General features: G+C 68.3%; 16 protein-coding genes. 5 read left to right on the top strand and 11 right to left on the bottom strand.

The features are described 5' to 3' along the window. Positions 1-142 precede the first annotated feature (142 nt). Positions 143-982: a GbsR/MarR family transcriptional regulator gene (locus VFF46_RS13845; RefSeq protein WP_325037513.1), complete on the top strand. Its 840-nt coding sequence runs from the start codon at positions 143-145 to the stop codon at positions 980-982. Here VFF46_RS13845 and VFF46_RS13850 read toward each other — a convergent pair. Next, the gene (locus VFF46_RS13850; protein WP_325037514.1) at positions 926-2,029 is read right to left on the bottom strand and encodes a geranylgeranyl reductase family protein; all 1,104 of its coding nucleotides are present in this window, start codon (positions 2,027-2,029) and stop codon (positions 926-928) included. The two genes, VFF46_RS13845 and VFF46_RS13850, sit on opposite strands and share 57 nt — an antisense overlap. 96 nt (positions 2,030-2,125) lie before the next feature. On the opposite strand from VFF46_RS13850, the gene VFF46_RS13855 reads away from it, so the two are divergent. Further along, complete coding sequence (locus tag VFF46_RS13855; protein WP_325037515.1) at positions 2,126-3,577, top strand: alpha/beta fold hydrolase; 1,452 nt, start codon at positions 2,126-2,128, stop codon at positions 3,575-3,577. Between the two features lie 5 nt (positions 3,578-3,582). Here VFF46_RS13855 and VFF46_RS13860 read toward each other — a convergent pair whose 3' ends face one another. Both VFF46_RS13860 and VFF46_RS13865 read right to left on the bottom strand, forming a co-directional pair. Beyond that, complete coding sequence (locus VFF46_RS13860) at positions 3,583-4,335, bottom strand: hypothetical protein (RefSeq protein WP_325037516.1); 753 nt, start codon at positions 4,333-4,335, stop codon at positions 3,583-3,585. 166 nt (positions 4,336-4,501) lie between these two features. Next, the gene (locus tag VFF46_RS13865) at positions 4,502-5,323 is read right to left on the bottom strand and encodes a SigB/SigF/SigG family RNA polymerase sigma factor (RefSeq protein ID WP_325037517.1); all 822 of its coding nucleotides are present in this window, start codon (positions 5,321-5,323) and stop codon (positions 4,502-4,504) included. 277 nt (positions 5,324-5,600) lie between these two features. On the opposite strand from VFF46_RS13865, the gene VFF46_RS13870 reads away from it, so the two are divergent. Next, positions 5,601-5,834 (top strand): DUF397 domain-containing protein, encoded by a 234-nt coding sequence (locus VFF46_RS13870; RefSeq protein ID WP_325037518.1) that lies wholly within the window; start codon positions 5,601-5,603, stop codon positions 5,832-5,834. Positions 5,835-6,078: 244 nt separating this feature from the next. Here VFF46_RS13870 and VFF46_RS13875 read toward each other — a convergent pair whose 3' ends face one another. After that, positions 6,079-6,264, bottom strand: a complete 186-nt coding sequence (locus VFF46_RS13875) for a hypothetical protein (RefSeq protein ID WP_325037519.1) — start codon at positions 6,262-6,264, stop codon at positions 6,079-6,081. Positions 6,265-6,293: 29 nt separating this feature from the next. Continuing rightward, complete coding sequence (locus tag VFF46_RS13880) at positions 6,294-6,488, bottom strand: hypothetical protein (protein WP_325037520.1); 195 nt, start codon at positions 6,486-6,488, stop codon at positions 6,294-6,296. A gap of 445 nt (positions 6,489-6,933) precedes the next feature. Between VFF46_RS13880 and VFF46_RS13885 the strand changes: the two genes are divergently transcribed. Further along, a complete protein-coding gene (locus tag VFF46_RS13885; RefSeq protein WP_325037521.1) occupies positions 6,934-7,821 on the top strand; it encodes a helix-turn-helix transcriptional regulator in 888 nt (295 codons plus the stop codon). Positions 7,822-7,919: 98 nt separating this feature from the next. On the opposite strand, the gene VFF46_RS13890 is transcribed toward VFF46_RS13885, so the two are convergent. From VFF46_RS13890 to VFF46_RS13915, 6 genes are all read right to left on the bottom strand, one after another. Continuing rightward, on the bottom strand, positions 7,920-8,309 hold the full coding sequence (locus VFF46_RS13890) for a hypothetical protein (RefSeq protein WP_325037522.1): 390 nt from the start codon (positions 8,307-8,309) through the stop codon (positions 7,920-7,922). 110 nt (positions 8,310-8,419) lie between these two features. Continuing rightward, positions 8,420-9,298, bottom strand: coding sequence for a helix-turn-helix transcriptional regulator (locus tag VFF46_RS13895; RefSeq protein WP_325037523.1), 879 nt, complete (start codon positions 9,296-9,298; stop codon positions 8,420-8,422). 54 nt (positions 9,299-9,352) lie between these two features. Next, positions 9,353-9,505, bottom strand: a complete 153-nt coding sequence (locus tag VFF46_RS13900; protein ID WP_325037524.1) for a hypothetical protein — start codon at positions 9,503-9,505, stop codon at positions 9,353-9,355. Between the two features lie 92 nt (positions 9,506-9,597). Then, entirely contained in the window at positions 9,598-9,930 is a 333-nt protein-coding gene (locus VFF46_RS13905) for a hypothetical protein (protein WP_325037525.1), read from the bottom strand. A gap of 17 nt (positions 9,931-9,947) precedes the next feature. Then, on the bottom strand, positions 9,948-11,345 hold the full coding sequence (locus tag VFF46_RS13910; RefSeq protein WP_325037526.1) for a hypothetical protein: 1,398 nt from the start codon (positions 11,343-11,345) through the stop codon (positions 9,948-9,950). A 507-nt stretch (positions 11,346-11,852) separates the two neighbouring features. Then, positions 11,853-12,479, bottom strand: a complete 627-nt coding sequence (locus VFF46_RS13915) for a DUF2461 domain-containing protein (protein WP_325037527.1) — start codon at positions 12,477-12,479, stop codon at positions 11,853-11,855. A gap of 42 nt (positions 12,480-12,521) precedes the next feature. Here VFF46_RS13915 and VFF46_RS13920 point away from each other — a divergent pair. Further along, positions 12,522-13,309 (top strand): quinone oxidoreductase family protein (locus VFF46_RS13920; RefSeq protein ID WP_325037528.1); only part of this gene is annotated, 788 nt, incomplete at its 3' end.

Here is a 13,309-nt window from a genome sequence, read left to right on the forward strand (position 1 = left end):
ATGTTGCGTTCACCGAATCGGCAACGTTGATCCCGGTCGTGATCTTCAGATTTCCCTTCAGAATATGGCATTCTGTGCAATGAGAATGACGGAGAACGCAATACGTTGCAATGAGCTGACGGTGAACGCGCGGAGGTCGGGAATGCCGGGAGGCAGGCTGAGTCATCAGGACCGGCTGGACATCGCGGACGGGCTGGCGGGCGGGCTCGGGTACGCGGAGATCGCGCGCCGGCTGGAGCGGCCGACGTCGACGATCAGCCGGGAGGTCGCGCGGAACGGCGGCGCGGGCGGGTATCGCGCGGACCACGCGCACTACGCGACCGCGTCCCGCGCGCGTCGTCGCCGTACGGGCTCCGCGGCCACCGACGTACCGGCAGCTGATCCGCGGCGGGCCTATGTGGAGCGGTTCGCGGCGATGATGGTCGAGGGCGGGCTGCCGCGGATGGCGTCACGCGTACTGGCGCTGCTCTATACGTCCGACACGCGCACGCTGACCGCGCCCGAGCTCGTCCGGGAGCTGCGGGTCAGCCCGGCGTCGATCTCGAAGGCGATCGGGTACCTCGAACAGGTCGGCCTGGTGCACCGCGAGCCCGACCCGGTCCGCCGCCTGCAGCACTACGTGATCGCCGAGGACGTCTGGCTCAAGGCGTGGGAGGTGAGCGCCCGTACCAACCACAACTGGGCGGAGACCGCCGCGGAAGGCATCGCCGTACTCGGCCCGGACACCCCCGCGGGTCAGCGGCTCGCGCAGATGGCCGCCTTCTTCGACCGGCTCAGCGAGGACATGTCCGGCGGGGCCGGCTTCCAGGACTGTCTCGCCGTACTCGCGGTTCTGCAGGGGACGGTGGACGCCGGCGCGGTCGCGGCCGCGCTCGGATGGCCTGTCGAGCGGGTGACCGACGTCCTCGACTACGCGGTGAAGACCTCAGGGGAGGATCTTGCGGAGCAGCCGGCGGGTGAGGCCGCCGTCGGCGAGGCCTAGCTCGACCAGGTCGTCGAAGATGAGCTGATCGTTCGCGGCGGCCCGGATACCGGCGTCGAGGATCCGGTCGGAGCGGCTGAGCTGGGCGACCAGCGCGGTGTCGCGCAGGTGCCTGGAGAGCAGGCGGGACGTGCGGCGGCGGTACGGCGTACCGGCGTCCGACGAGCCGGCCCGGAGCGCGTCCGCGATCGAGCGGCCCGCGAGCAGCCCGGTGGCGATCGCGTAGTAGATGCCTTCGCCGGTCATCGGGTTGATCAGCCCGGCCGCGTCGCCCGCGAGCAGCACCGGTCCACGCCGCGGCCGCCAGGTCCAGCCGGCCAGCGGCAGGTGGTGGCCCCACCACGATTCGCCGCCGTCGGACGCGCCGGGCAGCAGCCGTTCCAGGTGCTTCAGCAGGTCGGCGCGGGTCGGGCGGGTGCCGGCGAGCAGCTCGCCGTACCCGACGTTCGACCAGCCGTCGCCACGGTCGAAGGACCAGGCGTACGACGGTTGCCGGCCGGGTCCGTACGCGATCACCTGACTCGCCGCGCGGGACTCCGGGGTCGGCGCGTACCCACGGATCGCCAGCGCGACCGGTCCCGGCTTCACCCCGAGCTCCCGCCGTACGACGGAGTGCGCCCCGTCCGCGCCGACCACGAAGCGCGCCTCGAGATCGTCCACCGCCACCGACCCGCTGCGGATCGTCAGGTCGCGCACGCGGCGCCGGATGAGCTGCGCGCCGGCCGCCTGAGCCGCCTCCACCAGCCGGTGGTCGAACACGGTCCGCGGCACCACCCAGGTCGGGCGGGACAGCTCCCGGTCGACACCGACGGCGCCGCGGTGCAGCACGAACCGGCGTACCGGCGTCCAGTCGTCGAGGATCCCGGTGACACCGACACCGGCGAGCAGGTCGAGTACATGCGGCGCGATACCGTCACCGCACGCCTTGTCCCGCGGGAAGTCGTGCCTGTCGAGCAACAGCACCGACAAACTCGGATCCGCCGCCAACGCCCCCAACGCGGCCGCCGCCCCCGCAGGCCCCGCCCCCACCACGATCACGTCCCACACGCCGACAGTCTCGCAGTTGGAGGTAGCGCGTGCGCGACCGGCGGCCGGGTCACCGGACCACTGTGCGCGGGCGTGGCGATCTCTAGCGTCGATCGCATGAAGATTCTTGTGGTGCTCGCGCTGCTGGGTCTACCGGTCTCGGCGCCGATGGAACGCCCGCGGATCGAGTGGCATCAGTGCCGCCTCGACGCCGCGGACGAGGAAGGAGCCGCCCTCGACCGGGCCGGCGCGGAGTGCGGTGACCTCAAGGTGCCGCTCGACTACGGGCGGCCGGACGGACCGCGGATCACGCTGGCGTTGTCCAGGCTCCGGGCGACCGGTCACCGGATCGGCGCGATGGTGCTGAACGACGGCGGTCCCGGCGGACCGGGACTGAGCATGCCGCTGCGACTGCGGCCCGCGATGAGGGCTGCGGGCACGCGGTACGACCTGATCGGACTCGATCCGCGGTTCGTCGGCCGGAGTACGCCGATCGACTGCAAGCTCCCGTACGCCGCGTGGCCGTGGGCCGGCGGCGCCGATCGGGCGTCCTTCGAACGGGTGTCCACACAGGTCGCGGACGTCGCCCGGCGATGTGGCGCGAACGCGGGCCGGTACCTGCGGTACGTGAACACCCGGAACACCACGCGGGACATCGACCAGGTGCGGATCGCGCTGGGCGAGCCGAAGATCTCGTACCTCGGGTACTCGTACGGGACGTACCTCGGGTCGGTCTATCTGCAGCTGTTCCCAGGGCGGACGGATCGGGTGCTGCTGGACGGGCCGATCGATCCGGTTCCGTACGGTCCGCGGCTGCTCCGTACGGTCGGCCCGGCGAACGAGGACGCGTTGCGCAGCTGGGCAGCGTGGGCGGCGGCGCGCAACCCGGCGTACGGCCTGGGGGCGACGACGGCGCAGGTGCTGGCGTCGGTCGACCGGGTACTGCGGGTCGCGGGGCAGAGCGGGTTGCGGGTCGGGAAGTACCGGATCGATGACGGGCTGGTACCGCTGTTGCTGTTCGGGCCGTTGGCGGACGACCGGGACGCGGCGCGGGCGACGTACGCCGGGTTCGTGCGGACGCTGCTCGACGCGACCCACGGACCGGTGCAGCCCGGGGCGGAGCTGGGTGCGTTCCTGGACTCGGTGCTGACGCCGGCGTCGTCGCAGGCGGCGAGCGCGCAGATCGCGATCCTCTGCGGCGACAGGGCCGTGCCACGGGACCCGCAGGTGTACTGGCGCGACATCCAGGCGCACCGGCGTACCGAACCGCACTTCGCCGCGCTGACACGGATGATCTCGCCCTGCGCGTCCTGGCCGGTGCGACCGCAGGAGGCGCCGACGCGGATCGCGAACACCGAGCCCGCCCTGATCGTTGCGGCCGACGGCGACCCGCGCGCGATCTACCCGTACGCCACGGCGCTGCGGAAGGACCTGCCGTCGGCGCGGATGATCACCGTGCGGGACGCGCGCAAGCACGGCATCTTCGGTGAGTACGGCAACGAGTGCGTCGACACGAAGGTGATCGACTATCTCCTCAGCGGACGACTACCCGCCGACCAGACCTGCTAGCCGGATCAGGTGCCTGGGCGGCGGCCTGGTTTGTTGGGGCGGCGTGGGGTACGGCGGGGGCGGGCCGTGCTGGGGGTGGCGGCGCCGAACGAGGTGACCGGGCGGGCCTCGTCGAGGTCGACGATCTTCGGGGGTGGTGGGACGAAGACCGGAATCGTCTCCTCGTCGGCGATCGGTTCGGGCAGTGGTGGCGGGGGCGGCTCGGCGCGGGCGGCTGCCTCCTTGCTCACCCGGGGGCGTGGGGCCGCGACCGCGGGGGCGGCGAGTGGAGTGCGGGGTGGGCGGCGGCGGCGCGGGAGGCGGGTGCTCAGTTCGATGCCGAGCGCATCGATCAGCTTGCGGCAGGCAACGATCGAGAGCGCGACCGCGAGCACGGTGCAGGCGGCGAACAGTACCGCCTGCCCACCGGCCGACCAGTTCGACGGCGTGGTGCGGAACATCGCCGCGACCATGGCGACCACGATCGCGTTGGTGATGCCGAGGGCAACGGCCAGGCCGACGGTCCGCAGCAGCACGCCGCGCTCGAGCCCGACATCGTCGGCCGCGGCAACGAGTCCGGCGATCAGGCCCGCGAGTACCGGCACCGTATAGACAAGCGCGAGCGTCAGCCCGGGGCTCGCGACCAGGTAGAAGACGTCGAACACCAGCGCCGTACCGGTCAGCGCGGCGGCGAAGCAGACCACCATCGGTGGGTACGCGCGCAACACCCGGACCGCGTCCGCGGGCACGGTCCGGAACATCCGCAAAGCCAGCAACAACGACTCATCCCCTCGTCAACCCCCATTGTGCCGCTCCCCCGGTACCCGGAGTGAGATCGGCAACCAGCGAGTCGCGAAGGCCCAGGCCATCACAATCGCCCGCCCTCTGGGCGAGTCGCGCTCACGCACGCCCAACGGTGCTGATTGTGATGGCCTGGCGATCCGCCTAAGCGGCGACCTGCCCTGGCACGAGCTTGTCCCGCAGCTCGTCCAGGATCCGGCGCAGCACCCGGGAGACCTGCATCTGGCTGACGCCGATGTCGGCGCCGATCTCGGACTGCGTCCAGCCCTCGACGAAGCGCAGATGCAGGATGCGGCGATCACGCTCGCCGAGATCCGCGAGTACCGGCTCCAGCATCTCGACCGTCTCCAGCTGGTCGATGCTCGCGTCGTCGTCGTCCGCGACCACGTCCGCCAGCGTGAGCTCGGCGTCCGCCTCGGCCGGGCGGTCGAGGGACAGTACGTTGAAGCAGCCCTTCGCCGCGAGCGCCTGCTCGACCTCGGTGACCTCGACCTCGAGGTGCTCGGCCAGCTCGGCCGGCGTCGGCTCGCGGTTCAGCTCCTGCTCCAGCTCCGGGAGCTTGCTCGCGATCGTGCCCTGCATCTCCTGCAGCCGGCGCGGGATCCGGACCGTCCAGGCGCAGTCGCGGAAGTACCGCTTGACCTCGCCCCGGATGGTCGGGATCGCGAACCCGATGAACGGGGTGTCGGCATCCAGCCGGTAGTGGTGTGCTGCCTTGACCAGTCCCAGGTACGCGACCTGCTCCAGGTCGTCGGCCTCGGCGCCCCGGCCGCGGAAGCGGCGCGCGATGCCCTGGGCCATCTCCAGGTTGAGTTCTACCACCTGTTCGAGGAGTTCCTGGCGTTCGTCCTCTTCGGTGCTGGCCGCCCGGCGTTCCATCAGTTCCCGGGTGGCTGCTTCGCGGGCGGCCCGATCGGTCGGGGCGCCGTTGCGGGCCGAAGCCCGCTCCATGATGTTCGTGACCATTGGTATGACCTCGCGACTCTTGTCACGGCGTGGCACTTCGCTGAACCACGGTCATGCCTGCACCTGAACTCGTACCCACCTCCGCGCAAGTCATGCATGCGCCGCCGAAACCGCTGAGCCGTCACCGACCGCGACCGGATCCGGCGATCGAACGCTCGTTTCAGCGCGGCACGATCACACGAAGTAAGGGTGCGGACACATGGCCCAAAAATGTGTACGATGCAGATGCAAGGCCAAATGCACGTGCATCTGCAGCCGCATATGGAAGGTGCAGACAATGACAGGGATCTACAACGGCATGGCAGGCGACTCCGACAGCAGCCTCAGCTGGAAGAAGAGTCAGCGCAGCGGCCCGCAGGGCAACTGCGTCGAGGTAGCGAAACTGCCGGACGGTGGCACAGCGGTGCGCAACTCGCGCTTCGCCGACGGCCCCGCGCTGGTGTTCACGAAGGCGGAGATGGAAGCGTTCCTCGGCGGCGTTCACGACGGCGAGTTCGACGACCTGATCTGAGCAGTACCCGCAGTACCCGCAGTACCGGCAGTACCGGCAGCACCGAAAGCAAGGGCCCCTTCGCCAGGCGAGTGACGAAGGGGCCCTTTCCTGTGCCCGCTGAGACGGTCTGAGAGCAGCTGCATGGCCCGAACCCGCACCTGGGGGCGCGGGGCCTCCTCGCCGGCTCAGAGCGCCGTACAAAGCGTCAGGGCCGACTCTCCGGCGAGAGTCGGCCCTGACGTGCCTGAGGGGCAGGTAGGACTTACTGAACGGTGAGCGGCCAGAGCTGCTCGCTCGGCAGCTCGGATGCCTTCCCGGTGGCCGAATTGTCAACGGTGATTCGCAATCCGGTGAACTTCGGGGTCATCACCCGCTGGTACCGCGAGGCGCGGTCCGGCTCGGCGGCATACTCGGCAATCAGGTGATCACCCAGCCAGATCCGCACCATCTTCCGTCCTCCTCCTGTGGTCTCGGTCATCATGGGGCCAGACTCACGATCGGGTCGCCGTCGAGCTGACGGACGCCGCGCAACCAGCCCTCGAAGGCCCAGCGCTGCTGTTCCGGGCAGCGCGCGACCAGGTCCTGGATCTCCCGTTCCGTCAGCTCCTCGGGCGCGCCGCCACCAGCCGTTCCGGCGGTGTGCGTCACCAGTTCACTGTCGTCGTCGTTCATCGACTCGGGTTCCCCAACCAGTCATGCCAACGGGGGGCCGTCGGCGCTCTGTAGGACCGGCCTGCCGGCTCACGCGATGTCACGTATCGCACGATCCAGCTCACCTTCTGTGCATGAAGCAATCATGGCGTCGGCACGCACCGAATGCAAGCGCCCGATGCACGTGCATCCGCACGTTTTCCAATTCGAGACCAGTTTTGGGTCCCGCACGCCTGATCCGGACCGGATCAGGGCTGTCGAACGGCGTTCGTGCCGACTCGAGACCGCCTGGATGTACTGACAAACTCGGCGCGGTTCGGGCGACTATGCTTACGCTCTGCGATCGTCGGCACGGATCCGGAGACTCTTTTGCCAGTACGTCGGCAGTTCGGCGCACCGACGTGCGATGATGTGCACCTGCGGGTGAGGTTGTGACGAGGCTTGCTGGGGCCGCTGGGAGGTGGGTTTGACCGTGTCGGGCGCGCAAAGCGGACCGACCGCGCTGCGGATGGTTCTCGGTGGGCACCTGCGGCGGATGCGGGTGGCGGCCGGTATCAGCCGGGCCGACGCGGGCTGGGAGATCCGGTCCTCGGAGTCGAAGATCAGCCGGATGGAGCTCGGCCGGGTCGGCCTGCGCGAGCGCGACGTCAGCGACCTTCTTACTCTGTACGGGCTCGACGACAGCGAAGAGCGCGAGCGACTGCTCGAGCTCGCCCGCCAGGCGAACAACCCCGGCTGGTGGCACCGCTACGGCGACGTGCTGCCGAACTGGTTCCACAGCTACATCGACCTCGAAGCCGCGGCGAACATCATCCGCGTCTACGAACTGCAGTTCGTTCCCGGGCTGTTGCAGACCCCCGACTACATCCGAGCCGTCATCCAGCTGGGTCGTGGTGTCGTACCGACGGAGGAAGTCGAGCGCCGGCTGCGGCTGCGCATGAGCCGTCAGGAGATCCTGACGCGTCCGGACCCGGTCCGGCTGTGGGCCGTCGTCGACGAGGCAGCGCTGCGGCGACCGATCGGCGGTGTGCAATGCATCATCCAGCAGCTCGATCGCCTGATCGAGGCGTCCGAGCTGCCGAACGTCACGTTGCAGGTCGTACCGTTCTCGCTCGGCGGCCACGCCGCGAGCGCAGGTGCGTTCTCGATCCTCCGTTTTCCTGAGGAGGACCTGCCGAACAAGGTCTACATCGAACATCTGGACAGCTCCTTGTACCTGGACAAACCCGAGGAACTCGATCAGTACACGTCCGCGATGGAAGCCCTCTGTGTCGCGGCCCCGCCGCCGAGCCAGACCGTCGACATCCTCACCAAGATCCGTAAGGACTTCGAGGACAGCATCGGCGTCCTGTAGAACCCGTCCGCGGACGGTTGGCCGGTTCGCGTCGGCCGGCGAGTTTGGAGAGCGGGACGGGCACGGGCGACAGGGAGCCGGCATGCCCGCCCCGCTGATCATGGGGCGTGGCTCGTGAACACGAGCGGATGGCCGGTCAACTCCTCGAGCAGCCACTCCCAGACGTGCGGCCGGCCCAGCGGAACGAGGTGTCCGCGGTGCGGAATCGCCACGACGGCAGCGCCCTGGCCGGCTGACACGGCCTCCACCAACGCCTGCATCGCCCGGCCGGAGTCGTGCTCTTCCACGAAAAGCGGACCCAGCTGGTAGCCGCGTTCGACGGACTCGCGGTAGGCGACGACCTGTTGCAGCTCGGCCAAACCACGCAGCCGGTGGACCAGGCGCTCGGCCGCGTAGCCGTACAAGGTGCGTCGCGCCGATCGCACTGCAGCCTCGCCGCCGTCGTCCGGGCCGGGCCTGAGCACGAAGCTCCTTGCTGTGATCGCCATGGAACGACCGTACGGATCGTCAGCGGTGCCACACCATATGCATCTACGTCGCCGAGAACGCCTACCAGGACGACCGTACGACAGCCGAAACGCGAGGTTGTGGATAACTCCTACTGCTTGAGCAAGCCGCCGATCAGTGCGCTGGAGTCACGCGGGCTGAGTGCCATCGCGCGCAGATGATCGAACGCGAAGGCGAATCGCTCGATCTCCACGTCCAGTTCGAGGAACACGGCACCGGCCAGGCTGTCGGTGTGGATGATGTCCGGCGTCGACGTCCCGAACTTGATACAGCTGAAGGCGCCACTCATCCCGGGATGCGCGCCCCTGTCGAAGGGAACGACCTGCAGCGTGATGTTCGGCCGTTCGCTCATCTCCAGAAGCCGGCCGAGTTGGGCCCGCATGACTGACCGATCGCCGACCTGACGGCGAAGCACCGCCTCGTCGATCACCGCCCAGAACTCCAGAGGATCCCGTCCGTCGCGGCGCTGGGTCAGTACGGCCTGGCGCTCCATCCGGGTCCGGACGCGCGGCTCGACGGCATCTGGCTCTGTCGGCCATCCGTCGATCATCACGGTGCGTGCGTAGTCCTCGGTCTGCAGCAGACCGGGAACGTACAACGACTCGTAGGTGTGCACAGCCTTCGCCTCGAACTCGAAGCCGATGTAGGTGGCGTACCCCTCGGAAATGACCTTCTTGAGCAGTGCGTCCTTGAATTGGTCGAGCCATCCCGGTTGATGAGCGCCCCGGGTCAACTCGATCAGCTCGGCGCGGCGGGCGCTGGGAACGCCGTACAGGTCGAAGAGCGTCTCGAGGGTGCCGCTGTGCGGCTTGGCATGCCCCTTCTCGATACGCCAGAGGGTGCCTTGGTTGACCCCGGTCCGTTCCTCCACCTGCTCCCGAGTCAGCTTCGCCTCGGCCCGCAGCGCCTTCATCTCCCCCGCCAGCCGCCGCAACCGCACAGTCGGCGGACCGCCCGCTCTCGGCACCATCCACAACCTCTCGTTTCCGGGCCTGACATGCTACGCGCCCGGAATCCCGGGTGGTCACGACTCAGGTGCCGGCAACGGCTCACCCGGATAGAGCTCGTTCCACAACCAGGCCAGGAATTCGTCGTCCGTGTTCCACTCGTCGTACTGCGCCGCCGTACTGATCGCGCCGGGATGGAGGCCTTGGCGATCACCTCGCAGGAGCCGCACGAATTCGGACTTGAAGCCAGTAGTTGTAATCTGAGATATCTCGCCCGTCCAATACATGCCGGCGCAGCACGATCAACCCCGAAGCTCTGACGTCACGGCTCGGGAGTCGGTAGTGGCTCGGCTGGATAGAGTTCGTGCCACAGCCAGCGGAGGAACTCGTCGTCGGTGTCGAATTCGTCGTACTCGGCCGCCGTGTCGATTGCTCCTGGTCGCAGGCCTTCTCGGTGCCCTCGCAGTAGCTGGACGAACTCCGCCTTGAAGGTTGCCATCTCGACGTCGTCGGGACGATCACGCTGTGCCCGGCGAATCAGCTTCTCGTACTGCTGGTTCCTGATCTCAGGGTTGTAGTAAGTATCAAGGACGCCCAAGAATGTTGCGAACGGCACCGTGGGATCATTCAGCCAATACATGTCGATCTCCGGCATTTCGTCTCCTCCGAGGTTCATGACTCGACGAGCGGCTTCGGGAAGAGCGTGATGATCTCGTATCGCTTTTCCGCGGAATTGCCGGCGAAGCGAACGACGATCATACCGCCTTCGAAGCTGGGAATTCGCTCGGCCTTCGGTTCCGGGATGTTCGTCATATCCTGCCCTTCGGCACGAGCCCTGGCCCAGTCCTTGCGGGCCTTCTTCGCCTCGGACTGGTCACCGGCCAACTGATACCCCGAGCACGCTTCATGGCCATGCGCTCCCAGCAGGTTCGCGATCGGTATCGCGACCGGGCGTGGCTCACGATCCTCCTCCCATGGAGTTCCGAGAGCCTTCTGGACGGCCGGATGCTTGACTGCGCCCGCGTAAGCGGCCACGAACGCCTCCAGGTCGTGGATCCTGGTCGATTCCTTGGCACAGTAGTGCTGCTTGGCATCATTGAGGCCGTCGATACCCAGGGCTCGTTTCTGAGGGTCGGTTTGCGCCGGGTCCTCCAACCGGGCGACTCGGTCGGCATACAGCTGGTCGTTGCCCATGGGGCCGTGGCGGATGTGGGCGTGGCCGTTGCCTTGGTCGATGGCGGTGTAGATGCGTTGGACTTGTTGGGAGGCGTCGGCGGCGAGTTCGAGCCAGGGGCGGTCGGCCTTGTTGGCGGCGATGTACTCGGTGGCGCCTTGGTATTCGAGGATTCGGCGTACGTCGGGGTTCATCGCGTTGATGACGTCGGGGGTGAGGGACTTGGTGGACTCGGGCAACGGCCCTGGTGGCAGAGCTGCTTGCGCGGTGTCCCAGGTTCTGTCGTGTTCGGCGACTAGTTCGGTGAGGTGGGAGGTGCGGTCGGTGGACGGGACGTCCGCGTGGTCAGGGGCCTCGGTCGCGCTCGTGGGTGTCGGGTCGTCGGCCTCGGCTTCGGGGTGCTCTGGGTTCGTAGGTTCGTCGGTTCCCCAGCCTAGGCGGGTGAAGACGGGGTCCTGGAGCATTCGATCGCGCAGGGTCGCGGGCACCTGGTCGGAGGCGGTCGCCGCGGTATCAGCTTGATCGTGGATGGGCCGCTCTGCCTGGACGGGCGCCGGGAGGGTGGAGTCGGCGGCTGGACGGTCTCCTGCGGTCGCCGGCGAAGGGGCTTCGCGGTTTGCTGTTGGCGCCTGTGGCAAGTCGGCAGCCTGAGCGGGAGACTCGTTGCGCTCTGGAGCATCAACCTCGTCGTGCTCTGCAGCATCAGGCTTGTTGTGCTCTGCGGCATCAGGCTCGCTGTGCTCTGGAGCGTCAGCTGGCGGCGGGTCGGGACGCTCGCTGCCGGTGTCGACGGGCGCAGGGGATTCCGGGGCCGCGAGAGGTTGGGAGGCTGCGTCGGGCTTGGCGGGTGGGTTGCTGGGGTGTCGGAGGCGCGTCAGGGAGTCGTCCTGATGCATGTGTGCGCGGAGCTCGGGACGGTGGGAGGCATCCGGGTCGCGCTCGGTGTCTCCTGGTCGGCTGTCCGATGGCGTGGTTTCGGGGGGAGTTGCTGGTTAGGGTTTGTGCTGTGCTTCTGGGGCTTGGTCAGTCGCCTTCGGGGATGGGACCTTCGGTTGGTCGGTCGAGATGTCCGGGGGCGGACTGGTGTCGTCGGCCTCGGGCTGCTCCGCTGGTCTCGGGGCCTGTGGTCGGTCCCGGGGGGTACCGGGGTCCGGCGGCGCGCTCTCGGGGTGATCCGGCGTACTGGAGTCGCCGGCGGGGGCTGTTCCATCCGCTTTTCCTGCGTCGCTGCCGCGACGGCCGCGAAGCTCAGCCACCCCGACCTCCACGCGTGATCAACTCAAACGGTAGCCGCTCCGTCACCAACAGCATGCAAGCGTGGATTCTAGCCGCCTGCCCAGGTCAGCCTCACAGGACCTGCTAGCGGTCGGCCGGAAGATCAACCTGCCCCACGCGGGCTTTCTTCAGGTGTTGTCGGTCAGCCAGGTTATGAGGGGTTTGGTGGCGTGCCAGTCGGTGCGGATCTGGGTGGTGAGGGCGGGGGTGTGGATGAAGGGGTCGAAGCCGTAGTTCTTGGTGACGTTGAGGGATTTGTGGCGGAGGAGGTCTATGCGGGGGTGGTCGGGGTCGTAGCCTCGGGGGGTGGTTTTGAGTTTGTCGCCGCCGATGGTCCAGCCGGTCTTGGTGAGGCGGGCGAGGAGCTTTTCCAGTTGTTTGCCGCGGCGGTCGTCGTCGATGGCGGTGCGGATGCGGGCCAGGCGGTCGGAGGTGGCGTCGTAGAAGCCGGCACCGACGCGGACGCCGGGGGCCGCGACCTGGACGTACCAGCCGGTGGCGGGGGCGACCGCGACGTACGCGCCCTGGTGGGTCTTGTACGGCGTCTTGTCCTTGGCGAAGCGGACGTCGCGGTACGGGCGGAAGAGCTTCGCGGGGCCGAACTCCTCCTCGAGCTCGGCCAGCAGCTCCGCCATCGGGGCCCGCACCGACTCCTCGTAGACGTGCTTGTGCGCCGTCCAGAAGCTCTTGGTGTTGTCCATTTCGAGATCGTCGTAGAAGTCCAGCGCGGCAGCCGGGAAACCGGTAAAACTCATGCGGTAACGATAGTTCGCCCAGCAGATCGGACAGGAACCCCTATGCGCGCGATCCAGGTCACCGAGTTCGGCGGCCCCGAGGTACTCGTCCCGGCCGAGCTGGACCCGCCGGTCGCCACGAAGGACCAGGTGCTCGTCGAGGTCAGCGCCGCGGGCGTGAACTTCGCCGACACCCACCGCACCGACGGCTCGTACCGCGGTGGCGTGACACTGCCGTTCGTGCCGGGCGTGGAGATCATCGGCCGTACCAAAACCGGCCGCCGGATCCTCGCCCCGATCTTCGCGACCGGAGGCGGGTACGCCGAATACGCCGTCGCGCCGCTGGACCGTGCCGTCGACGTACCGGAGGAGGTCACCGACGGGCAGGCGCTGGCGCTGCTGATCCAGGGACTGACGGCCTGGTACGTACTGCGGAAGAGCGCCCGGATGGACTGCGGCGACTCCGTGCTGGTGAACGCGGCCGCGGGTGGAGTCGGTTCGCTCGCGATCCAGCTCGCGAAGCACTTCGGTGCCGGCCAGGTGATCGCGGCGGCGTCCACACCCGCCAAACGCGAGCTGACCCTGGAACTCGGCGCGGATGTTGCCATTGACAACAACCTGGACGGCTACGTGGAACGGGTCAGGAACGCCTCGGACGGCGGTGTCGACATCGTCCTGGATCCCACCGGCGGGGCGGCGACCCAGGCCGGGCTCGACTGCCTGACGGAGTTCGGGCGGCTGGTGAACTACGGCAACGCCGGACGTGAGGGACGGCCGCCGATCGACCCGAGTGCGCTTGCCCAGCGCAACCTTTCGGTGGCCGGCTTCTGGCTGGTACCGGCGATGGACCC

The organism is Kribbella sp., from assembly GCF_035655035.1.
Taxonomy (GTDB): Bacteria; Actinomycetota; Actinomycetes; order Propionibacteriales; family Kribbellaceae; genus Kribbella.